The 23,850-nt window shown below is 39.0% G+C and carries 23 protein-coding genes and 1 pseudogene; 21 read left to right on the forward strand and 3 right to left on the reverse strand.

Annotation, left to right across the window (positions count from 1 at the left end; all coding sequences use genetic code 11):
- The 6 genes and pseudogenes from ffh to LC508_RS28475 all read left to right on the forward strand — a co-directional run bounded on the left by ffh (nt 1) and on the right by LC508_RS28475 (nt 4,083).
- Nucleotides 1–1,347: a signal recognition particle protein gene (gene ffh, locus LC508_RS02360; protein ID WP_033142799.1), complete on the forward strand. Its 1,347-nt coding sequence runs from the start codon at nt 1–3 to the stop codon at nt 1,345–1,347.
- A gap of 33 nt (nt 1,348–1,380) precedes the next feature.
- Complete coding sequence (rpsP, locus tag LC508_RS02365; protein ID WP_033142800.1) at nt 1,381–1,626, forward strand: 30S ribosomal protein S16; 246 nt, start codon at nt 1,381–1,383, stop codon at nt 1,624–1,626.
- 21 nt (nt 1,627–1,647) lie between these two features.
- Entirely contained in the window at nt 1,648–1,878 is a 231-nt protein-coding gene (locus LC508_RS02370) for a KH domain-containing protein (protein ID WP_018597481.1), read from the forward strand.
- Between the two features lie 173 nt (nt 1,879–2,051).
- Nucleotides 2,052–2,561 (forward strand): ribosome maturation factor RimM, encoded by a 510-nt coding sequence (rimM, locus tag LC508_RS02375; protein WP_033142801.1) that lies wholly within the window; start codon nt 2,052–2,054, stop codon nt 2,559–2,561.
- 76 nt (nt 2,562–2,637) lie between these two features.
- Nucleotides 2,638–3,330, forward strand: a pseudogene (gene trmD / locus LC508_RS28470) (tRNA (guanosine(37)-N1)-methyltransferase TrmD); the annotation flags it as partial.
- Between the two features lie 513 nt (nt 3,331–3,843).
- Nucleotides 3,844–4,083 (forward strand): 4Fe-4S binding protein, encoded by a 240-nt coding sequence (locus LC508_RS28475; RefSeq protein WP_334295358.1) that lies wholly within the window; start codon nt 3,844–3,846, stop codon nt 4,081–4,083.
- A gap of 83 nt (nt 4,084–4,166) precedes the next feature.
- Here LC508_RS28475 and LC508_RS02385 read toward each other — a convergent pair whose 3' ends face one another.
- Both LC508_RS02385 and LC508_RS02390 read right to left on the reverse strand, forming a co-directional pair.
- A complete protein-coding gene (locus LC508_RS02385) occupies nt 4,167–4,310 on the reverse strand; it encodes a DUF3789 domain-containing protein (protein WP_118594115.1) in 144 nt (47 codons plus the stop codon).
- Nucleotides 4,311–4,478: 168 nt separating this feature from the next.
- Nucleotides 4,479–4,805: a helix-turn-helix domain-containing protein gene (locus LC508_RS02390; RefSeq protein ID WP_033142803.1), complete on the reverse strand. Its 327-nt coding sequence runs from the start codon at nt 4,803–4,805 to the stop codon at nt 4,479–4,481.
- A 764-nt stretch (nt 4,806–5,569) separates the two neighbouring features.
- Here LC508_RS02390 and LC508_RS02395 point away from each other — a divergent pair.
- Both LC508_RS02395 and LC508_RS28205 read left to right on the forward strand, forming a co-directional pair.
- Nucleotides 5,570–6,988: a sugar transferase gene (locus LC508_RS02395; protein WP_103732438.1), complete on the forward strand. Its 1,419-nt coding sequence runs from the start codon at nt 5,570–5,572 to the stop codon at nt 6,986–6,988.
- 181 nt (nt 6,989–7,169) lie between these two features.
- Entirely contained in the window at nt 7,170–7,301 is a 132-nt protein-coding gene (locus LC508_RS28205; protein ID WP_255611228.1) for a hypothetical protein, read from the forward strand.
- Between the two features lie 664 nt (nt 7,302–7,965).
- Here LC508_RS28205 and LC508_RS02400 read toward each other — a convergent pair.
- Nucleotides 7,966–9,171, reverse strand: coding sequence for an IS110 family RNA-guided transposase (locus LC508_RS02400; RefSeq protein ID WP_181014596.1), 1,206 nt, complete (start codon nt 9,169–9,171; stop codon nt 7,966–7,968).
- A 339-nt stretch (nt 9,172–9,510) separates the two neighbouring features.
- Between LC508_RS02400 and rfbB the strand changes: the two genes are divergently transcribed.
- The 13 genes from rfbB to LC508_RS02465 all read left to right on the forward strand — a co-directional run bounded on the left by rfbB (nt 9,511) and on the right by LC508_RS02465 (nt 23,834).
- Entirely contained in the window at nt 9,511–10,545 is a 1,035-nt protein-coding gene (gene rfbB, locus LC508_RS02405; protein ID WP_103733165.1) for a dTDP-glucose 4,6-dehydratase, read from the forward strand.
- Nucleotide 10,546: 1 nt separating this feature from the next.
- Entirely contained in the window at nt 10,547–11,371 is an 825-nt protein-coding gene (locus LC508_RS02410; protein ID WP_103733166.1) for an NAD-dependent epimerase/dehydratase family protein, read from the forward strand.
- Between the two features lie 11 nt (nt 11,372–11,382).
- Complete coding sequence (locus tag LC508_RS02415) at nt 11,383–12,375, forward strand: CgeB family protein (protein ID WP_118594116.1); 993 nt, start codon at nt 11,383–11,385, stop codon at nt 12,373–12,375.
- 2 nt (nt 12,376–12,377) lie between these two features.
- A complete protein-coding gene (locus LC508_RS02420; RefSeq protein WP_103733182.1) occupies nt 12,378–13,559 on the forward strand; it encodes a glycosyltransferase in 1,182 nt (393 codons plus the stop codon).
- On the forward strand, nt 13,543–14,070 hold the full coding sequence (locus tag LC508_RS02425) for an acyltransferase (RefSeq protein WP_103733181.1): 528 nt from the start codon (nt 13,543–13,545) through the stop codon (nt 14,068–14,070). Before LC508_RS02420 ends, LC508_RS02425 begins: the two co-directional genes overlap by 17 nt.
- Nucleotides 14,071–14,103: 33 nt before the next feature.
- Nucleotides 14,104–15,333, forward strand: a complete 1,230-nt coding sequence (locus LC508_RS02430) for a hypothetical protein (RefSeq protein WP_054352476.1) — start codon at nt 14,104–14,106, stop codon at nt 15,331–15,333.
- 278 nt (nt 15,334–15,611) lie between these two features.
- Nucleotides 15,612–16,856, forward strand: a complete 1,245-nt coding sequence (locus tag LC508_RS02435) for a hypothetical protein (RefSeq protein WP_103732708.1) — start codon at nt 15,612–15,614, stop codon at nt 16,854–16,856.
- A gap of 8 nt (nt 16,857–16,864) precedes the next feature.
- Nucleotides 16,865–18,313, forward strand: coding sequence for a lipopolysaccharide biosynthesis protein (locus LC508_RS02440; RefSeq protein WP_054352479.1), 1,449 nt, complete (start codon nt 16,865–16,867; stop codon nt 18,311–18,313).
- Entirely contained in the window at nt 18,314–19,414 is a 1,101-nt protein-coding gene (locus LC508_RS02445) for a DegT/DnrJ/EryC1/StrS family aminotransferase (RefSeq protein WP_054352480.1), read from the forward strand.
- An 8-nt stretch (nt 19,415–19,422) separates the two neighbouring features.
- Nucleotides 19,423–20,607 carry an ATP-grasp domain-containing protein gene (locus LC508_RS02450; RefSeq protein WP_103732709.1) on the forward strand — a complete coding sequence of 395 codons (1,185 nt, stop codon included), beginning with the start codon at nt 19,423–19,425 and terminating at the stop codon, nt 20,605–20,607.
- An 8-nt stretch (nt 20,608–20,615) separates the two neighbouring features.
- On the forward strand, nt 20,616–21,557 hold the full coding sequence (locus LC508_RS02455; RefSeq protein WP_118594117.1) for a hypothetical protein: 942 nt from the start codon (nt 20,616–20,618) through the stop codon (nt 21,555–21,557).
- A 95-nt stretch (nt 21,558–21,652) separates the two neighbouring features.
- The gene (locus tag LC508_RS02460) at nt 21,653–22,555 is read left to right on the forward strand and encodes an XRE family transcriptional regulator (protein ID WP_158587344.1); all 903 of its coding nucleotides are present in this window, start codon (nt 21,653–21,655) and stop codon (nt 22,553–22,555) included.
- Between the two features lie 4 nt (nt 22,556–22,559).
- Complete coding sequence (locus LC508_RS02465; RefSeq protein WP_054352485.1) at nt 22,560–23,834, forward strand: ATP-binding protein; 1,275 nt, start codon at nt 22,560–22,562, stop codon at nt 23,832–23,834.
- Nucleotides 23,835–23,850: the final 16 nt, after the last annotated feature.

Genomic DNA, 23,850 nt, shown 5'->3' on the forward strand with positions numbered 1-23,850 from the left:
ATGGCATTTGAGAGCTTAACCGATAAACTTCAGAATGTATTTAAAAACTTGAGAAAAAAAGGCCGTCTGACCGAAGCCGATGTAAAAGCAGCGCTGAAAGAAGTGAAAATGGCACTTCTGGAGGCTGATGTAAGCTTCAAGGTGGTAAAACAGTTCATGAAATCCGTCCAGGAGCGGGCAGTAGGTGCTGACGTCATGTCAGGATTGAATCCGGGCCAGATGGTGATCAAGATTGTAAATGAAGAGCTGGTCAATCTGATGGGCAGCGAAACTGCAGAGCTTTTGTTAAAGCCGGGAAGTGAGATAACTGTTATCATGATGGTTGGTCTCCAGGGTGCAGGTAAAACAACCACAACCGCGAAGCTGGCCGGCAAGCTGAAGTCAAAAGGACGTAAACCTCTCCTCGCAGCATGTGACGTATACCGTCCGGCAGCTATCACGCAGTTACAGGTGAACGGAGAAAAGCAGGGCGTGGAAGTATTTTCCATGGGCGATAAGCAGAACCCTGTGAATATTGCCAAGGCAGCATACGAGCATGCAAAAAAAGAAAAATTCAATGTTTTGATTCTGGATACCGCAGGCCGTCTTCACATTGATGAAGATATGATGAAAGAGCTTGCAGACATCAAGGAAGCCCTTGAAGTGGACCAGACTGTTCTGGTAGTTGATGCCATGACCGGTCAGGACGCAGTAAATGTGGCAGAGACCTTTGGAGAGAAAGTCGGCATTGACGGCGTAGTTCTTACAAAATTGGACGGCGATGCCAGAGGCGGTGCGGCATTATCCATCAGGGCGATCACCGGTAAACCCATTTTATTCGTGGGTATGGGAGAGAAACTTTCAGATCTGGAACAGTTCTATCCGGACCGTATGGCATCCCGTATTCTGGGAATGGGCGATGTGATGAGTCTGATCGAGAAGGCGCAGGCCAATCTGGATGAAGAAAAAGCCAAGGAGATGGAGCAGAAGTTCCGGAAGAATTCCTTTGGTTTTGACGATTATCTGGAGAGCATGAACCAGATGAAAAACATGGGCGGCTTATCCAGTGTACTGAACATGATACCGGGTATGGGCAGTCAGATAAAAGATATCGACAGCATGGTAGATGAGAAAGATATGGCAAGAAAAGAAGCCATGATCTTATCCATGACACCCAGAGAGCGCTCTCATCCGGAGATCCTGAACCCATCCAGAAAAGCGAGAATCGCCAAAGGGGCAGGAGTGGATATGGCGGAAGTCAACCGTCTGGTCAAACAGTTTGAACAGGCCAAGAAAATGATGAAACAGATGCCCGGACTTATGGGCGGCAAAGGTGGTAAAAGAGGAAAATTCAAACTTCCCTTTTAACATATAGAAGAAAAAAACCAGGAGGTGAATGAGATGGCAGTAAAAATCAGATTAAGAAGAATGGGACAGAAAAAGGCTCCTTTCTATAGAATCATCGTTGCAGATTCCAAATCCCCGAGAGATGGTAAATTCATCGAAGAGATTGGAACATATGATCCGAACCAGGACCCAAGCGTTTACAAAGTAGACGAGGAAGCAGCAAAGAAATGGCTTGCTAACGGTGCACAGCCGACAGAAGTTGTTGCTAAAATCTTAAAAGCGGCTGGTATCGAAAAATAGGATTCCGGGAGGTAGCTTGTAATGAAAGAATTAGTAGAAGTAATTGCAAAGTCTCTTGTAGATTATCCGGATGAAGTTGCGGTAACGGAAACAGAAGAGGACAATGCCGTTCTGGTAGAGCTGAAAGTGGCTCCGGCAGATATGGGCAAAGTCATCGGCCGTCAGGGAAGAATTGCCAAGGCAATCCGTACCGTAGTGAAAGCTGCATCTTCCAAAAGCGACAAAAAAGTAGTCGTAGATATTTTACAATAACTGGACCGGCTGCCTTTCGGGGCGGCTTTCGGTACAGGCGAGGAATACGGCGGATGATATCCGTTCTGTGTAAGCGGGAGCTGTCGCGGTAAATTTTACTGCATCAGCCCCCTTTTTTCATTACAAAGAGGACCGCAATAACGTGATGTTTTATAATAGGAAGGAATTTGATCATGGAAGATTTATTACAGGCAGGTGTGATCACCACCACCCACGGAATCCGCGGGGAGGTCAAGGTATATCCCACCACTGATGATGTGCATAGATTTGAAGACCTGGACAGCGTATTGCTGGATACAGGCAGGGAGTATATAGAACTGGAAATTGAGAATGTCAAATATTTTAAACAGTACGCGATCCTGAAATTCAAAGGAATCAACAACATCAATGACATAGAGAAATACAAAGGCAGAAGTCTTTATGTGACCAGAGACCAGGCCATTCCCCTGGATGAGGACGAGTATTACATTGCAGATCTTATCGGACTTGATGTTTACCTGGAAAACGGAGAGAAATTCGGTGTCCTGAAGGATGTGATGGAGACCGGAGCCAATGACGTTTATATTGTAGAGACAGGGGAAGGGAAAGAAGTGCTGCTCCCTGCCATACACGAGTGTATTCTGGATGTGGATATTGAAGAAAACAGGATGGAGATACATCTGATGGACGGACTTCTGGATTAAACAGGTGACTGCTTTGGCGGCTGATTAGATACAGATATTATTTGTGCTGCTTTTGGGCAGCGGAATGGAGATTACAATGAATTTTCATGTGTTGACCCTATTTCCGGATATGGTGCGGCAGGGGCTGGATACCAGCATCATCGGCCGGGCCATGAAGGAGAAACATATATCTCTGGAGACAGTCAATATCCGGGATTTTTCCGATAATAAACATAACAGGGTGGATGACTACCCATATGGCGGAGGCGCCGGTATGGTCATGCAGGCAGAGCCGGTTTACCGGGCCTATTGTTCCGTTGCCGGGAAATCCCTGGCGGCAGAAAAGGGCAGAAAACCCCGCTGTATTTATCTGACACCACAGGGAAAGGTATTTAACCAGACAATGGTGGAGGATTTTGCCCAGGAGGAGGAGCTTATCTTTCTCTGCGGGCATTATGAAGGCATAGATGAGCGTGTCCTGGAGGAAATCGTGACGGATTATGTTTCCATTGGAGATTATGTGCTCACCGGCGGGGAACTGGCTTCTATGGTTATGATCGATGCCATTTCACGTTTTGTACCGGGCGTTTTGAGCAACGAGGAATCTGCCCAGTTTGAATCCATGCAGGACAACTTGCTGGAATATCCTCATTTTACGCGGCCTGAGACCTGGCATGATAAAAAGGTGCCAAAGGTTCTGCTGACCGGTGACCATAATAAAATTGAAGCCTGGAGATGGGAGCAGTCCCTCAGGCGCACAAAAGAGAGGAGACCGGATCTTATGGAGAAAAACAAGACCCTGACCGTGGCGTATTTCAGCCCCACAGAAGGCACAAAACATGCAGCGGAGATGCTGGCCGGCATGCTGTCACAAAATCCACAGTATCTGGATTTGACAAGAAGAAAATTGAGAAAACAGAAACACAGCTTTACAGAGAAGGACCTGCTGCTTGCCGCAGCGCCTGTCTATGGCGGACAGCTACCCAGATTGCATGAGGCGCTGTTTACAAACCTGCAGGGGTCCCATACGCCGTGTATTTTAATGGCAGCATACGGCAACCGCCATTATGACCATACACTGGCGCAGATGAAGAAAATACTGGAGGACAGGGGATTTTACTGCATTGGGGCAGTGGCGCCTGTAATTCCTCATATTTATTCCGATAAACTGGGAACCGGACGCCCGGATGAGGAAGATATGCAGATTTTCCGCAAGTTTGCGGTGACAGTAAAGAAACGGCTGGAGGAGGAGTTCCATGGCCCCGTCGAGCTTCCCGGAGAAGCTGAACCGGAACCAAAGCAGATGAAACCGGTGGCAAAATTCTGGGATGGGGATAAGTGCAATGGCTGCCAGGCCTGTGTGCAGAAATGTCCGGCTGCCGCCATTGATAAGGAGACCTATGAGGTGGATGAAAGTCTGTGCATCAACTGTATGAGATGTGCGAGAGTCTGTCCTGCCAAAGCCAGAAGCTATGACTGTAGGGAGGTTCAGAAATATCTGGAATCCAATTATATGGAGAGACGTGAAATAGAGTGGTTTTAATTCAGTGAAAGCACTGGAGGCATAGTATTAAACTCTGCTTCCGGTGCTTTTTTTGTGAAGCTTGTCTGTTGTTTTCACTTGCGTCACATATTAGCGTCAGAATAGTCATCCGGAAGGCTGCTGCCAGGTTCCGGGTCCCCGTGAAGCCGGTTGATTTGAACCAGGCACATTAACAGAATTCCGAACATGGAGCCGACCAGGAATGATACAGCGATAAATACGATCATAGGATAAACCCAGCCCTTCTTTTATAATATTTGTGAACAGGTATTCTAATATATATTATATTGCAAATATGGGATGTTTATTCAGTAATAAGAATATTAGATGGATAATCTGACAGATTTATATTTACAATAAATTATCTGGAACCAGTGAAGGGGAAAGTTTTGAAGTTATTTTACTGCCTTTAAATATGAGGTGATGATGTCGATCAAAAAGGTGCGTTTATCCGAGGGGCAGGTTTCAATCAGTATTTTGATAGAGTTTAAATCATTCAGAGCCTTCTGTTCTCCAAAGAGCAGGTAGTCAATATTAATATGCAGTGCGGATTTCAGCTTACACAGAGTGTCCACGGACATCCCCTTTTGTCCCAGTTCCAAATCATAACAGAAGCGTGGTGTGATATCCGCCTTTTCAGCCAGTTCCTCCCGGGTATATCCCAGTAATTCCCGTTGCTGCTGTATCCTTTTTCCTACATAAACTTTGTCAATTTCCTTCATTTTTTGTCCTCCGTATATTTTATTTATGGAAAAATATCCCTTTGACTACGATACCAGAAATAAAACGGTAAAAAATGAACTGTAAGGAGATAAAAAATGTGCTCAAGGTTCGTTTTCATTACTGCTATAAGAAGATAAAATCTAAGTTACAATAAAATGTAATTTTTTTACAGGCACTTTTTAACTGGTTATTATAGATAGTATTCTGAAAGTGCTGTTTTTTATGCAAATGGGACGTCGAAAAAAATTGCTTTATGAAGTGCTGTGTCGTTCGTGAGGCTGCCGCAGATGCGTGTGCTGCGTTCTGCCCCCGGCAGAATGGGATTTTCATTACGTGAGAAAGAAAAATGGCGTAGCGGTTCAGTTATGTTAATATGACGAATGGAAGGGGAATGATTCATGGATTATTTTTTAAAAAGCCGGATAACATAAGGAAATATGCCGGCTTTTGTGTTTATTTAAAGAGAAAACGGAACCTGTTGGAAATATTTTAGATTAATCCGAAAACAGATGTATAACAAAAGATGCATCCTGTTGCTTGACATAATATGTCAAACGCGTTAGAATGTACAGGAACAAAGGAATAAATAAGTGATTATTGGCTGGCGCTCCGTGTCGATACAGCCCTAGAATTACAGGGTGGAGTGGTCAGCTTTTCCTATACGGCTGGGATGAATGTACAAAGTTTTCGTATGATCGTATAAAATAATTCTGCCGATTGCTGCGAAACGCGGCAAAATCATTGAGGGATTTGGGAGTTAGTTATGTATCAGAAAAATGGAAGTAGTTGGTTAAAGCATTTGGATTTCATCATACTGGATTTGATCTGTATGGAAGTTTCATTTCTGCTGAGTTATGTCTTTAGAAACGGGAAAATGTTCCGACTGTCCGATGATAATTATCGTGATGTGGAGATTATCCTGCTTTTTATCTTTTTTGTCGTTGTGTTTTTCAATGAAAGTTACAGCGGTATTTTGAGGAGAGGCTATTTTAAAGAGTTTGTGGCTGTATTTAAACATGTGACTTATATTATAGCTACTATGCTGGTGTATTTGTTTTTTGTGAAGCAGTCCTCTACATATTCCCGCGTTATTTTTATCAGCATGTGGGGCATTTATATTGTGTTGTCCTATGTTACAAGACTGGCGTGGAAACAGAATATTAAGAGAAGAGTGGATAAGCAGGAAGGGAAGCGTTCTCTGCTGCTGGTGACGTCTGCGGATGTGGCATCTGAAGTGGTGAAGACTATCCTGAGGAATAATTTTGAGAATTTATACCTGGATGGGATTGCTATTATAGATGTGCATATGACCGGCAAGAAGATTCTGGGTGTGCCTGTTGTGGCGGATAAGGACAGTATGGTTTCTTATATCCAGAAGAACTGGGTGGATGAAGTGTTTTTCAATCCTTCAGAGGAGACGGTTATACCGAATGAGATGATAAAGAGCTGCGCCAGCATGGGCGTGACGATACATATGAAGCTGGCTAAGCTGGAAGTGCTGGGCAATAACCAGATCGTGGAGAAAATGGCAGGATATACTGTGCTTTCCAGCAGTATTAAGATGGCTTCACCCAGAGATATGTTTTTGAAAAGGGCTATGGATATTGTCGGGGGATTTGTCGGTGTTCTGATGACAGGGATACTGACTGTATTTATTGCGCCCATTATTAAGATAAAATCACCGGGACCCGTGTTCTTTTCCCAGATTCGGGTTGGAAAGAATGGGAAGAAGTTTAAGATTTATAAATTCCGTTCTATGTATATGGATGCCGAGGAGCGGAAAAAAGAGCTGATGGAGAAGAATAAGATTCAGGATGGCCTGATGTTTAAGATGGATAATGATCCCAGAATCATTAAAGGAATCGGGAATTTTATCAGGAAGACTTCTCTGGATGAGTTTCCGCAGTTCTGGAATGTGCTGAAAGGTGATATGAGCCTGGTTGGGACAAGACCGCCTACTGTGGATGAATGGGAGAAGTATGAGGTGCATCATAGGAAGAGACTGGCAATCAAGCCGGGGATTACCGGGATGTGGCAGGTTAGTGGGAGAAGTGGGATCACGGATTTTGAGAAGGTTGTGGAGTTGGATACGGAATATATTACTAATTGGAACTTGGGGTTGGATTTGAAATTGTTGTGGAGGACTGTTGTGGTTGTTTTTAGAGGGGAGGGGTCGATGTAATATTGATTCATATTAGATAAGTAATAATTATAATAAATTATAAAATTCAATAATATCAGTTTCATCACTTAAAAATTTGTACATAGAGAGAGTGGAGAAGGTAGGCATTAGGATGGAAGCCAGAGAATGAATATGATGAATAAGTGAAGCAACAGCGAGTAGCTATTGTATAAGGCAAAAGGTGGATAGTAAGAATATCATCTTTAGGCTGGAGTTTTTCAGAGAATTGAAGGTGTTTTATGACAATGTTTATGCCACAAAAGTAGTGAGGGAAAATGACAGGGATTATCATGAACACAGGGACAGAGAATAATGTTCTCATCCTACAAAATCAGTGAAAAAGAACATACAACAGTCCGGAGCAACACTCTAGAGCATAGCCATGGCACGCTGTATCAACAAACAGCCTCTTGTGTGTATCCAACAACGGTATAGTAAGTGGAAAATCGGTATTTGGGATGGGCATAGAGTGAGGAGTGCTATCGTTGAATGTGGGGATGAAGAAGAGTGAAGATGTGTGTAAAACTGGAAAAAGGCTGATAAATAAATGGTTTCGGAGGATTGTGGATGTTTGAATTTAGCGATTGTAATGTGAATAGGTCTTTAGAAGACAGAGTCATTATAAGTATTTGGCATAATAAGACTGTGTCATAATAAGCCTGTGTCATAATAGGAACAACGGATGTAGAGGGCTTAAGGTTCTCATCTGTAGTTCATAATTTCTTACCCGAGAAAGTGAGCGAAAACCTTGTAAAATCAAGGGATTTAGGTGATGAAGGAGGGTGGGTGTGACGCGGTGGATGGGGTGAAAACCAGCCGCTGTTTGTCGTGTCTGGAGATGAAAAAAGTTTCAAAACAGCCTGCAAATAAAAAGTCAATAGGAAAATGAAAAATTTTTAAGATTTATTATTGACTGAATTTCAGGTACACCAAATAGACCACCGTTACCCGCTGGTTTGAAAGGATGTGGTTATTCATTATTCTGGAAGAGACATAAGATATTCTTTTACTCTTCCAGAATAGATTCGCAGAAACTTATTAGCGCCTGCGGTCATGTAAACATAGTAAGGCTTTCCCTGGGCATGCTTTTTATCAATAAACGCATATACAGGGTCATCCTGCGGTTTTGTCTTAATGAGACAGTCCATGACCTGGAATAAGGTTTTTCTAAGGGATGATGAGCCACGTTTGGAAGTTGGAACGCTTTTTTGCTCATAGGTTCCGGATTCGTTGACACCTGGATCTACACCGGCAAATGCAGTGATAGCACCTTTGTGAGTGAAACGTGTGACATCTCCAATCTCAGCCGTAAGCTGAGGTCCGAGAGACGGGCCGACACCCTTCATTCCCATAACAACGGGATATTCAGGCAGCTTGGCGGCTGTTTCATTCATCAGGGTACGGAGTTCTTCCACGGTCTTGGAAGCAGTGTTTAATTGTTCTACGGCCTGTTTCACGATTAGCTTGGTTAGGTCATCTTTTGGAAGCACAGGAACGAGTTCCCTGGCAGCTCCATAGATTTCTTCAGCCTTGTCTTTGCTGAAGTTGTACTTCCTGCGTTTGCACCATTTCTGATAATGGTCGACAAATGCGTTTAATGACATTTTACGAACACAGTCCACATGCCAGTATGTAGTGGAAAAATCAACCCACTTCTGGCTGCCGTCCTCACGGGCAGGGCTATCAAAGTAAGTATTCACACCAGGGTAAGTCTGATCGAGGATGCCGATGAGGTTATTCTTCATAGCTGTTTTGTGTTTCATGTAGAAGCCAAACTGACGGTTCATGGTCTTTAACTGGTTGCGTATTTCATCCATAAGACTATACTGTTTCAATTCAATCCAATTGTCAAGTGTATAACGGGCTATTTTTACAGCATCAGCTTTATCCGATTTTACTTTACGGAGAGAGTTATCTCCGAAATCTTTAATGAGCTTTGGATTTATGGCAGATACGAAAAAACCTGCCTGTGAAAGCTCACGAGCCAGCGGCTCGTAATAACGACCGGTGTGCTCCATAACTATGCGGGATTCACCTTCGGTAGATTTGATTTGTTCAATCAAAGACAGAATATCACCTGTGGTGTGTTTGATTACAAAAGGTGAAGAAACAATTTCACAAAAAGGGCGGAGGATAGCAACCATGCTCTTACCCTTGGATACATCACTACCTACTGCGTTCATGTTCATAAATTTGTCACTCCTTAATAATACTGCAATGGATAAGTACCAGTTTTACACATTGCCTATTCAATCTACTGTGGTGTGACACGAACGTACCAAAGGCAGTTCAACCTGCATAAAACGAACGCTGCAAATGAGGAGCTGGTTATCAGTCTGTTTTACGGACGCGAAGTCCAAGAAAGGAAGCCGATATACGATTGCTCCATCATTATAACAGCTTAAGCAACAAGATGGATAATTCCCTACTGGCTGTAAGGGATATTAACCATAAATATATTGTAGTAGAAATAGAGATTTACAATGAAAAATGCGGATAATAGATTATAGGGAGATAAAAAGATGCGTAAAACAATCTTAGTTACCGGTGGAACCGGATTTATTGGAAATTGCTTCTGCAAATTATTGTTGGCGGAGAGACCGGAATATAAAGTGATTAATGTGGATGTGTGTACATATGCCGCAAACCCAGCCACAATTGAAGAAGAATTAAAGAATGAGAACTATAAGTTTTATAAGACGGATATCATAGATCGGGAATCTGTCGAGAAGATTTTTGAAACAGAAAAACCGGATGTTGTAGTCAATTTTGCTGCAGAATCTCACGTAGACCGTTCCATCACAAATCCACAAATCTTTCTGGAAACTAATATCTTGGGTACTGCTGTACTCATGGATGCATGTCGTAAATATGGTATTGAAAGATACCATCAGGTTTCCACAGACGAGGTTTATGGAGATCTTCCGCTGGATAGACCGGATCTGTTCTTCCATGAGGATACTCCTCTGCATACCAGCAGCCCTTATTCAACTTCTAAGGCATCTGCGGATCTCTTGGTTCTCGCATACCACAGAACCTACGGCTTGCCTGTGACCATCAGCCGCTGCAGCAATAACTACGGTCCATACCAGTTCCCGGAGAAGCTGATTCCACTGATGATCCACAATGCTACTCATGACAAGCTTCTGCCTGTCTACGGTGAAGGAGTGAATGTTCGTGACTGGCTGTATGTAAAGGATCACTGTTATGGAATTCTTGCTGTTATCGAAAAGGGTAGAGTTGGTGAGGTCTACAATCTTGGTGGACACAACGAGAAAACAAACATTGAGATTGTTAAGATTATTCTCGACAAGCTCAGAAAGCCTGAGAGCCTGATCACACACGTTGGTGATCGTCATGGTCATGATCAACGCTATGCAATTGATCCTGCGAAGGCTATGGCAGAGTTGGGATGGGAACCTACCACTATGTTCAAAGATGGTATCGTCTTGACCATTGATTGGTATCTGTCTGAAGAGGGAAAGAAGTGGACTGAAGAATGTACTTCCGGTGAATATTTGAACTGGATTGAAAAAAACTACAAGGAGAGAATTTAAAATGAGAATTCTTATAACAGGCGCTAATGGATATCTAGGTCAAGGTGTTGTAAATGCGATTTTAGATAATGGACATGAAGTAGTTGCAACAGATTTTGCAGTAGATCATGTGGATGATAGAGCTACAAGGATTGTTGGCAATATATTTGAAATTGAAAATCCATATGAGTATTTTGGAAAACCAGATGTATTGCTGCATTTGGCATGGAGAGATGGTTTTGTTCATTATTCAAATGCGCATATTGACGATTTGCCTAATCATTTTACCTTTATTAAGAAGATGGCAGAAGAGGGAGTTAAGCAGATTGCAGTAATGGGAAGTATGCATGAGATTGGTTTCTTCGAAGGAAGTATCAATGAGAACACTCCATGCCATCCTACAACTCCTTACGGAATTGGAAAGAATGCCCTTCGTGATTTGACACAGATGGTTTGTAAACAGAAGAACATTGTTTTTCAATGGATGAGAGGTTATTACATTGTTGGAAACTCTAAGTACGGAAGTTCTATTTTTTCTAAAATCACAGTTGCTGCCGAAGAAGGAAAAACTGAGTTTCCGTTTACGTTAGGCCAGAATCAGTATGATTTTATTGATTATCCGGATTTCTGTGCCCAAGTTGCAGCAGTAGCCGGTCAGCAGAAGGAGCAGGGGATTATTAATATCTGTTCTGGAAGACCTGAGAAACTTGCGGATCGAGTTGAACGTTTTATTAAAGAGAATGGCTATAAAATCAAGCTTCAGTATGGAGCATTTCCTGATAGACCTTACGATTCCAAGGCAATTTGGGGGGATAGTAACAAGATTGAAAAGATTATGCGTAAGTGAGGAAAAAAGTAATGAAGAAATTGCTCTTAATAATGCCTAGGTTTTTTAACTATCCAGAATTAATAAAAGATGAATTGAATAACTTGGGCTATGAAGTGGATTTCTTTGACGACCGTCCAAGTACAAATGCCTGGATTAAGGCGGCTATAAGAATAAATAAGAATATAATCTCTAAATATATCGAACGTTACTTTGATGAAGTAATGAACATAGTTCAATCAAAGAGATATGATATTGTGTTTCTTATTTCTGGACAATCACTTTCTTTCGGTGAAAATATGATTGCAGAGATTAAAGCATGTCAACCACAGGCGAAATTTGTGTTATATCAATGGGATTCACAAACGAATTTTCCATATATAAAGAATGTACAGAGATTCTTTGACAAATGTTATTCCTTTGATAGAAGAGACATAGAAGAAACGCCCTCATTGAAGTTCCTTCCATTATTCTATTCCAGGACTTATGAAGAAATTGGTAAAAGAAATAATAAAAAATACAAATACGATTTCTGTTTTGTAGGAACTGCTCATCCTAAGAAATACAAGTTAATCAACATGATGAGTGCACAGTTAAAAGAGGTTTACCCAAATCAGTTTATTTATTATTTCTTCCCGTCTCCAATTGTGTACTTTTATAGAAAACTAATGAATAAGGAGCTAAGAAGCGCTAAGTATAGTGAATTTCATTATGTCCCATTAAAGGGAAAAGAGATGAATGATATCTATGAAGGGTCAAAATGCGTATTAGATTCTGCACAAGCTGGTCAGCTTGGTTTAACTATTAGAGTTCTTGAAGCATTAGGAGCCAAGAAAAAGATAATTACAACAAATGAAGATATCGTAAATTATGATTTTTATCGTCCGGAGAATATATACGTGTATGACGGTAATATCGATTTGAATAATGTTTTCTTTAAGTCAGAGTGCGTTGAAGTAGAAGAATGTATTTATAAGAAGTACTCTTTAAGATGTTGGCTTACTGAAATAATAGATGGGGAATAGAGATGAAAGTAGTCCAGATAAATCATTTTTCATACAAAGCAGCCGGTAATATTATGATAGGGTTACATGCGAGTATGATGGCGGAGAACATTGAATCATATGTTGTATGGGGAAGAGGCCGAGCTGCTACTACAAATAACGAATATTATATGGAAGACAAGGCAGGAGTGTATCTGCATGCATTGTATACTCGTTTTTCGGATAGAACAGGCTTTGCGTCAGTTCATTCCACGAAGCGTCTGATAACTTGGTTAGAACAGATTAAACCAGATATTATTCATTTGCATTGTGTTCATGGCTATTACATAAATCTTCCGATTTTGTTTGATTACATCCGCAGAAAACACATAAAAGTATTTTGGACCCAGCATGATTGCTGGAGCTTTACTGGGCATTGTGCATATTTCGAATTGGTTGGATGTGAGAAATGGAAAGATGGTTGCCATCATTGTGAGCAGATTGTTACCTATCCTACAGCGTATGTTGACGCATCAAAGCGAAATTGGCATGACAAAAAGAACATGTTTTCTGGATTAAACATTACAATTATTACTCCATGTGAATGGTTAAAAAATGTAATGGAAAAGTCCTTCCTAAATCAGTATGAAATAAAGGTGATCCATAACGGTATAGATACTGATGTATTTAGGTTTAGAGAGAACAGTGTTAAGGAAATTTATCAGATTGGAAAAAAAGATATCTTATTAGGCGTAGCTAGTGAATGGTCGGAAAGAAAAGGATTAAAAGATTTTCTAGGTTTAGACAAACTTATAGATCATGAAAAATATCAAATAGTGATTGTGGGTGTAACTGCAAAACAAAAAGCAACTCTGCCATCCACTATTATTGGCATTGAAAGAACGAACAATGTGCAAGAATTAGTAGAATTGTACTCTGCAGCAAGTTGTTTTATTAACCCGACTTATGAGGATAATTTCCCAACTACAAATTTGGAAGCCTTAGCTTGTGGAACACCAGTTATTACGTATAAGACAGGAGGAAGTCCGGAATCAGTATGTAGCGGTGTTGGTTATGTTCTGGAAAAGGGAGATGTCGTTGGGATTCTTGAAAAAATACCTACAATGTATAGATCGAAGGCATCATTATTAGATAACAATAGGTTTTCAAAGGAAGCTATGAATAGTAAATATTTGGAGTTGTATAAAAATGCACAAAATAATTAAGGTGTTTTATGTTGTATTAAGAAATTTAATTAAAGTAGTTGATGGCTTTTCGCCTAGAAGATACATGAAACTATACAATTGGTATTTGAAAAAAATAGGGGTGGACTTATATGGATACCCTAGATTCATACACCCGACTGTGTATTTTGATGGAAAAGGATATAAGAATACACATATTGGCGAAAATGTTGTGTTGTCAAAAAATGTTTTAATTCTAAACCACGATTATTCAATAACCTGTGGATTGCGTAGTATTGGTAAAAAAGTAGTTGACAACGAAGCATATTGGTTGAGAGATATTTATATTGGAAATAATGTTTTCGTTGGAGCTAATGTTTCGATTTTGCCAGGAACTACTATAGGGGATAATTGTATCGTAGGAACTGGAGCAGTAATAAAAGGTATTATACCTGAAAATTCAATTGTTATTGGTAACCCGGCTAAGATAGTTGGAAAAACAACAGAATGGGCCACAAAAAAGGAAGAGAAAGCAGATTATCTGTTTGAATAAATAGTTGCTGAATTTGGCGTGAGGATGATATAGATGGGTAAAAAGAGTTCAAATTATATTTTTGAAAAGATTGGTATATTCGGATATGTGGCTGTTCTTCTGTTTAATGGAATTATTAAGCATATAGGGTTATCGATTTCCATCTTAGAACGAATTCGACCATTTCTTCCAGAAGTATTTATGGTGTTGATTCTTGTTGGGTGGATTGTTTCAAAGAAATATATTAAAAAGATTGATTTTTTCTTCATGTTTTGGGTTGTCTCTGTAATGTTGTTTAGCACATCAAATATACCTTCGGCAAATAGCGTGTTATCAGCAATAAGGGATTTGGTAGAACCGTTTGTTCTGTTATTTGTTATATCAAGTAGAAGAATAACAACTGTTCAAAAAAAGGACATTGATTTAATGTTGGAGCGCTTGTTTGCAGTTTTTATTTTGATTGGAATTACGTATGCAGTTGTGCAAAGAATCAATGGTTCGGTATGGACTTCTATTTATTTTGCGGGACATCAAGTATGGGGCGTAGATACAATAAGCGGAATTAGAGTTACATCAGGTTCCTTTGGATTTAAAGTGCTAGGAACGACGGCTAGTGCTGAAACATTCGGCTTTTACAATATGTTAGCTATGATAGTTGTTATCTTTTCAAATAATTTCAAAAAATTCACGAAGATAGTATTTGTGAGTACCGCATTTATTAATATTTTTTTTTCTGGAATGAAAACGGCCTTCATAGTGGCCATTTTAATAGTCTATATCTGCTTTATGAGTAGATTTGGAAAGCAAATTAAGTTGTTTGCAAAATTAGGTTCAGCGATCCTATTGCTTGCATTGTTCTACTATATGACCTTTGTCTTGAGTGACTGGGAAGATTCGTCCGTTTTGCAAAGATTAATTCTATGGAAGTCATTGGGTGATAGTGGTTATGGAATGAATATTTTAATTCCTACGAATTTGTTCTTCTTTTCAGCAAAAGCTGGTAACACAGGAATTATTAGTTTTTGGGATAATTCTTATCTATATCTTATTTTTTCTTCAGGAATTGTTGGTTTGATTTTATCAATCAATATGATTTATCAAAAAGTAAAGATGATTGCGTATAAAAATAGAAGCTGGTTAAATGTGGACGGAATTATTGCACTAAGTCTTGCATTATGTAGTATTAGCACCTGTTTGTTCCTGGGAAGAAATTACGTTGCAGTTGCATTGGTGATTATTGGCTATCATTATGCTGAGCAAAACCTAATAATGACTGAGCAATAAGCTCGACGGATATCCGTTTGGGAGGATATAGTGTGAAAGAATGTAAATTAAGCGGAAAACATGGTACAGACACAAAAAGAAAGCTCACGTAGTGAAACGCATTAAGAGTATTTTCACCTTAATAAAGCGGGGCGCACCTGCACATCAACAGCTAACGGATGGGTGCATCAGATATTGATGCTGGGGGTGCCTAATAATTTGAATAAAGTGTATCAAGAAAGTTTGAAGGTGTAAACCACATTCATTATTATTTGTGTTGCCAACTGAAAGGCGGCGGAATGGAGATTAAAATGAAAAAGTTTATACTACTGTCCTATACCATCTCTCGAATGGGAGGGGGACAGATGTATCAATATAATAAACTTAAGTACATGAAAAAAATGGGATACGATACATATGTTCTTTATGCAATTCCAGGAAAGATTGTAATTACGGACTATGAGAACGTATCAAGTCAAATGTGCATAGAAGATATTAATGTATTTCCTGGGGTGTTAACACACAATCAGGTTAATAAAGTTTTGAAGAAAATCAAGGTTTTTGTTGGTGAAGGTGACTCTGAAACTGTTATAGAAGCCTGTAATAAACCTACTGCATTATGGGGAGAGTTGCTTGCGGCTAGGTTTGGTTGTACTTGCTTTAATTTTATTATTGATGAAAGAATTGGCTCCCTTGACCAAAGTATTGTTGATTTTTTTAAACATAAACGAAAAGTACATGAGTTGCGAGGAATCAAAAAAGAAACTTATGAAATGATATTTGGGAACACTCCGGCTGTTGACGATTATGAATACTGTTTATCTATCCCTGGAAATAATGTCGTTCAAGACTGCAGCACAAAATTGCTGGAAGATATTGGTTTTGAAAGATTTGATTATTCAATAGCAACTATTGGAAATTTAAATAAAGACTATGTGCCAACGCTTATAAGTGAAGTTAAGAAAAGCGCAGCCCAAAATAATGAAAAGACTTATTTTTATTGTATGATTGGGGATTCCCCAAATTTGGATGATATGGAAAGAATAAAAGCTTCATTTTCAGCTATATCCAATATTACAGTAAAACTTTTGGGTTCAGTGTACCCGATTCCTGAAAAATTACTTTACAAATTTGATTTATTTATTTCCTCAGCAGGCAGTGCACGCGTATCTGGAGATAGAGCTATTCCTACGATTACAATTGATGCACGAGATTTCCAGTCAATTGGTATCTACCAATACGAAACAAATAATACTGTATTTAGGGATAGCGAAGCTGTAATTCCGATTTCTGAGAAAATGGAATACGTGTTTGAGCATTATGATGAAATCAAATCTGCGTTATATGAGAAAACAAAAGATGATTTCGATAAATTGTTTGAGTTACATCTTGATTACTATTTAAATCATGTTCATACGGGTATGTATTACGATGTTATGTCCATGAAACTAGATAAGAAAAAGAAAGTAGAGAAAATAATATACCAGTGTCTTGGAAAGAAAATGTATGACAAGATAAGAACATTTGTTTTCTCAAAAATGTAGGTGATATTATGATTTCAAAGCAAGGAGTTATATCAAACTTTATATGGCGATTTGCTGAGCGTGTTGGCGCACAGGTAGTAGCCTTTATTGTATCCATTGTTCTAGCAAGAATATTGGAGCCGGATGCATATGGAACAGTAGCACTCATTACTGTTATTACAACAATCTTGCAAGTGTTTGTAGACAGTGGTTTGGGAAATGCACTGGTACAGAAAAAGGATGCAGATAACTTAGACTTTTCTACAGTTTTTTTTACAAATTTGATTTTTTGCTCATTCATTTATATCTGTTTGTTTTTTGCATCACCTTATATTGCAGTATTTTACGAAGATGCTGCTCTAACTCCATATATCAGAGTATTAGGATTAACGGTACTGATTTCGGGAATTAAAAATGTTCAACAAGCATATGTTTCGAGGAACATGCTATTTAAAAAGTTCTTCTATTCAACCTTGGGAGGAACAATTCTCGCTGGTGTCATCGGTGTGGTAATGGCTTTTGGCGGAGCTGGGGTCTGGGCGCTTATTGCGCAGCAGGTAATAAATCTTACCGTTGATACAATCATTTTGTGGATTACAGTTAAGTGGAGACCGGAACTTAAATTCTCTTTTGAGCGATTAAAAGGATTATTTAATTTTGGATGGAAGCTTTTGGTGTCATCATTAATAGATAGTGTATATACAAATATAAGACAATTGATTATAGGAAAAGTATACTCATCTGCGGATCTTGCTCAATATAACAGAGGTAGACAATTTCCTAATCTTATTGTTCAGAATGTTAATACATCTATTGATAGTGTACTCTTACCCGCAATGTCAAATGTGCAGGACGATAAAGAGCGGGTTAAGTCTATGACACGGAGATCAATTAAAGTTAGTACATACATAATGGCTCCACTAATGATGGGGCTTGCGTTTGTCGGAGAACCGCTGGTCCGATTAGTTTTAACAGAGAAGTGGCTTCCAAGTGTTTTCTTTATGAGAGTTTTTTGCATATCCTTTATGTTTTATCCTATCCATACAGCTAATTTGAACGCTATTAAAGCTATGGGAAGAAGCGACTTGTTTTTGAAACTCGAAATAGTAAAGAAAACACTAGGCATGATAGCTTTGCTTTCGACAATCTGGATTAGTGTTGAAGCAATGGCGTATAGCTTACTTGCCACTTCCTTTGTAAACCAAGTCGTAAATAGTTGGCCCAATAAGAAGTTGTTGGACTATGGATATAGACAGCAAATGAAGGACTTGATACCTGGGGTAATCTTAGCACTATTTATGGGATTTTGTATCTATCCAATTCAGTGGCTCGGCTTACCGGATATTCTAACGTTGCTTTTACAGGCTATTGCCGGTGTTGTGATTTATCTGGTAGGTTCTATTGTTTTTAAGCTTGATTCGTTTATCTATCTTTGGAATATAATAAAGCCCTATATCAATAGGAGGAAGGAACATTAAATGGGAATTTTAGTTACACGTTCATCTATGCCTTCATACGAAGAGTATTGTGAAGCGATTAAAGATTTATGGGATAGCCACTGGCTTACCAACATGGGCGCAAAGCACAAAGAACTACAGAGAGTACTGGAGGGGTACCTAGATGTTCCGCATGTCACCCTATATACTAATGGACATCTTGCACTTGAAAATGCGATTGCAGCTTTGAATCTGCCGAAGGGTGGAGAGGTTATTACCACTCCTTTTACATTTGCATCTACTACACATGCAATTGTTAGAAATGGATTAGTTCCTGTATTTTGCGATATTAAAGAGGATGATTATACAATTGACACATCAAAGATTGAAGCACTGATTACTGATCAGACAGTTGCAATTGTTCCAGTTCATGTTTATGGTAACATCTGTGATGTAGAAGAAATCGGGAGAATCGCTAATAAATATGGTTTGAAAGTAATCTATGATGCAGCACATGCTTTTGCAGTAAAATACAAGGGTATTTCTTCAGCATGTTTTGGGGATGTATCCATGTTTAGCTTCCATGCAACCAAAGTATTTAATACCATTGAGGGTGGTTGTGTGTGCTTTAAGAACGACTCATGGGTTCAGCTTTTAAATGACCAGAAAAATTTCGGTATTCATGGGCCAGATGAAGTAGCTTATGTTGGCGGCAATGCAAAGATGAATGAGTTCCAGGCTGCTATGGGGATCTGTAACATGAGACATCTTGACGAGGAGATTGCAAAACGTAAGATTATCGTTGAACGTTATAGAGAAAGACTAGGTGGAAAAGAAGGAATTATCCTGAGCAAAATCCAGAAAAATGTAGAATCCAACTATGCATATTTCCCTGTAGTATTTGATGGCTATAAATATACTAGAAATGAAGTGTTCAGCCGATTGGCAGAACAGGGTATTGGGGCAAGAAAGTATTTCTATCCATTGACAAACAGCTTTGAATGCTATAGAAACTATCCGACTGCTGGAACCGAAAAGACACCTGCTGCACAACACATGGCACTCAGAGTATTAACACTTCCTCTGTATGCAGATCTTAGCTTGGAAGACGTTGATAGAATTTGTGATGTTATTTTAGGATGATTTAAATTATGAAAAAAATACTTTTACTGGGTGGATCAGCCCAACAAATAGTCGCTATTAAGACAGCAAAACGACATGGTTACTATACTGTTCTTTGTGATTTTCTTCCAGATAATCCGGGACAATATGAAGCCGATAAATTCTACCTTGTTTCTACTACAGATAAAGAAGCAGTTCTTAAAGTAGCAATTGAAGAAAAAATAGATGGAGTGCTTGCGTATGCTTCTGACCCAGCAGCTCCAACAGCAGCATATGTTGCTGAAAAACTAGGGTTACCAACCAATCCATTTGAGTCAGTTGAGACATTATGTAATAAGGATAAGTTTAGATTATTCTTAAAAGAAAATGGCTTTAACACACCGACTGCAATGGGATATGCAGATAAAAATGTTGATACGAGGATGTTCAACCTTCCAGTTATCATTAAGCCGGTAGATTCTTCTGGGTCCAAAGGTGCAACGGTTCTGCGCTCATGGGATGGACTTAATAAGGCATTGGACTTTGCATTTTCCTTCTCAAGATCTCACCGCATTATTATAGAAGAGTTCATTGAGAAAAAGCATGAGTATCTTATCGGTGGAGATATCTTTGTTTTTAATGGTAAGGTAATTCTTTGGGGCTTACTAAATTGCCATAGAGATAACAATGTTAATTCTCTTGTGCCTGTAGGTAAGAGTTATCCGTTGATGCTTGAAGATAGTGATGTTCAATCGGTCGAGGACACACTCCAGAAAATGGTAGATGATCTTGGACTGAGATTTGGTTCTGCCAATGTTGAACTTGTTGTAGACAGAAACAATAAGGTGTGGCCGATTGATGTAGGTCCTAGAGCTGGCGGAAATATGATACCGGATCTTCTTGGAATGATATTTGGAGTCGATGTTGTGGAGATGGCGGTTCTCACAGCAATGGGAAAAGAAATTGATGCTCAGGTCAAAAGAGGAATTCCTTTCTTTGCAACTCACAATCTTCATTCTTCCCAAAATGGATATTATAAGACGATTGAGTTTTCAGCGGAACTAGAGAAGTACATAATAAAGAAGTGTTTTTATAAAAAAGAGGGTGATGTGGTGGAGTATTTTGACAATGCAGCAAAGGCTCTGGGTATCATCTTTATGAAGTTTGAGGATAAAGAAACAGCGAAAAATGTGCTGGTAAGAATAAATGATATGTATAAAGTGATTTTGGATTGAGGAGTAATATGAGAGAGATAGGTGGCTATATAGAATTTGAATATTATAATAGACCGATGCTTCACGGTGATGGAATTAAGCTAAACTGCGGAAGAAATGCACTTTCGTATTTTGTGAAGTCAAAGAAAATAAAGAAAATTGCTATGCCTATCTTTATGTGCGATTCTTGCGATGGAGTTTTGAAGGATAATAGTGTATCAGTTCGATATTATTCTATTGGTCTCGACTTTAAGCCTGTGGATACAGTTTTGGCAGAGGACGAGTGGTTATATGTCGTGAATTTTTATGGTCAGCTTTCAAAAGAGTATATTCTCAAATTGAAAGAGCAATATGAGAGAGTAATCGTAGATAATGCACAGGCCTACTTCGATGAACCTATTGAAGGAGTTCCCACATTATATACATGCAGAAAATTTTTTGGTGTTGCTGATGGAGCAATTCTCTACTCGGATGAGAAAATTGAAGTAGAAGAACAGGATGAATCCTTCGATAGGATGAGATTTCTGATGGGACGATTTGAAAGAACGGCGTCAGAATTCTATTCGGACTATGTTGCAAATAATCATATCTTTGCAACTGAGCCAATTAAGAAAATGTCGAAGCTGACAGAAAACCTTCTTTGTGGTATCGATTATGAAGCTGTGTTTAAGAGACGAACAGACAATTTTTCATATCTGTATGAGAAGCTCGGTGCGATTAACAGACTGAAGTTGATCATTCCTGAAGGTCCATTTATGTATCCTCTTTATAATGAGAATGGAGCGAAAATTAGAAAAAAACTTCAGGCTGAGAAGCTTTTTATTCCGACACTTTGGCCCGCAGTTTTTGAACGATGTGATGAAGGTACATTGGAGTATGACATGGCTAAGAACATCCTTCCGATTCCTGTTGATCAGAGATATGGGATTCAGGATATGGAATATATCGTTAATGAAATAAAGCAGTTATAAACATAAGCTCTATTGGTAGTTAAGTAAACCACGGGTCGGTTGTTGGAACTAACGATAGAGCTTATACTTTTATATATAAGAGGAGGATGTCGTCGATGGATGCTAAAAAGGTCGGGAAGGCGATTAAGGTTCTTAGAAGTAGAATTGGATATACGCAACATGATTTAGCCGATGTTTTAGGGGTGACAGATAAGGCTGTTTCTAAATGGGAGAGAGGTCTTAGTGTTCCTGACATTGCTATTATTACACAACTTTCTCTGATCTTGAATTGTGATGTCGACAATCTCCTTGAAGGAAATATTACGTTTTTGGAAAAATCATGGCAAGGACTGCTAGTTATAGATGAAAATAACCAGAATATTTTTTCGGGAATGATGGTTTATAGTAAACCGCTAGTTTACTTTCTTCTAAGCTATTTTATGCTTGCCGGGATATGTAGCATCTATGTTAAGTGTTCTGAAAAGGATAAAAAGTTTATCAATATGGAAATAGGTGATGGATCCAAATTTGGTCTCTCTATTTTATACATACAGGATATATGTGAATTAAATCCAAGTAATACTATGATTGTGTTTGATAATCCGTTCATTTATGGACCCAATCTTACAAAGTACTTTCAAAGAGCAATGGGGCAGCAAAATAAAATAACGGTGTTGACTGTCTACAAAGGGAAAGGCGGAAACCGGTGCTCTGTTGATTTTGATAATCATAAACTTCTGAAGATAAATCAAGAAGGAAAATGGTATTGTGTTCCAGTATATTTTGTGACGGATTATTGTTTGGGGGATTTACATAAGCTTCAGAGCCTAGATGAGATGCTTATGGGGCACAGGGTTTATGCAGAACCAATGGGTAACGGGATGATTGAATATTCTGTTAATACGGAAGAAGATGTATATCAAACTGCAGGATTTATTCGCTATCTCGAAAATATGATGGGGAATAAAATCTATGATTTGAAAGAAATAGCAAAAAAGAGAAATTTGATAAGAGGATAAATACATGACGAAGCAATTGGAAGGAAAAAAATTACTACTGTTAGGTGGCGTGCAACCGGCATGTCAAATTGTTGAAGAAGCACACAAAATGGGTGTCACGGTTTATGTAACAGATTATTTGGCAAATTCTCCAGCAAAAGCTATCGCTGATAAATCTTTCATGGTTAATGCCATGGATGTTGATGCGGTAGTCGATTTGTGCAAAGCAGAAGGGATTGATGGTCTTATTACAGGATATGTTGATTCATTACTTCCTTATGCGGAAATGATCTGTAATAAACTTGGCTTCCCGTTTTGGGGCAATGCACTGAATATCGAAATGTGCATAAACAAAGAAACTTTCAAAGAAGCTTGTGAAAAATCTGGACTTCCTGTTGTTCCTTGGAGGAAGATAAACAGAGATAATTATCTTTGTGTAGGAGAAAAGATAGAGTTCCCTGTCGTTATAAAACCCGTAGATAATAGCGGATCAAGAGGAGTTTTCAAATGCTACGATAAAGAGAGTTATGCGGAATTCTGTTTAAAAGCATTTGAATTCAGCAAATGTGGGGTACTGTTGGTAGAAAGATTAATGAATGTTCATAATGAGTTTAGTGCTTACTACATGATCAATCATGGAAAAGCAATACTAACTGGTATGGGTGATCGTTTTGTTAACATTATTGATGAGAGTATTGCACCGGTTGGACAGGGTATGCAGTTCCCTTCAAAAAAACTCACTCTTTGGTGTGAGAAAGTTGATAATGCAGTACAAAGATTCTTTTCTGATAATCTAATGAATGAAGGGTTCATTTTTATTCAAGGTTTTCATGAGGAAGAGAATTTTTATATCCATGAAATTGGATACAGATTAAATGGAGGATTTTCATATAAAATAATTGAGCATTTTTCAGAGTATAATCAGGTACAAGAATTAATACGATTCTCACTTACAGGATCGGTTGATGCTAATGAGGTGAATAAAAGTAATCCCGCTTTTGATGGGTATGGATTTATTCTTACCTTCGCATTGCAACCGGGAGAAATCAAAGAAATCTGTGGCGTAGATGATGCTGCGAAAGTCAAAGGTGTTATTGATTTTTGTCAGTTACACAATGTGGGCGATCGATTAGTGGCAAAAGGAACTACAGCACAAGTATTTGCATATGTGCTTTGCGCAGGTAAAACATTGGAAGATCTAAAGTTAACTATTAAGACTGTAAAAGATCTTGTGTCTGTGAAAGATATTGAAGGCAATGAACTTTTATATACTTCAATCGATATTGAGCGCATTAAATAATAGGGAAAGAGGATAA

The organism is Blautia parvula (assembly GCF_020215665.1).
Taxonomy (GTDB): Bacteria; Bacillota; Clostridia; order Lachnospirales; family Lachnospiraceae; genus Blautia; species Blautia celeris.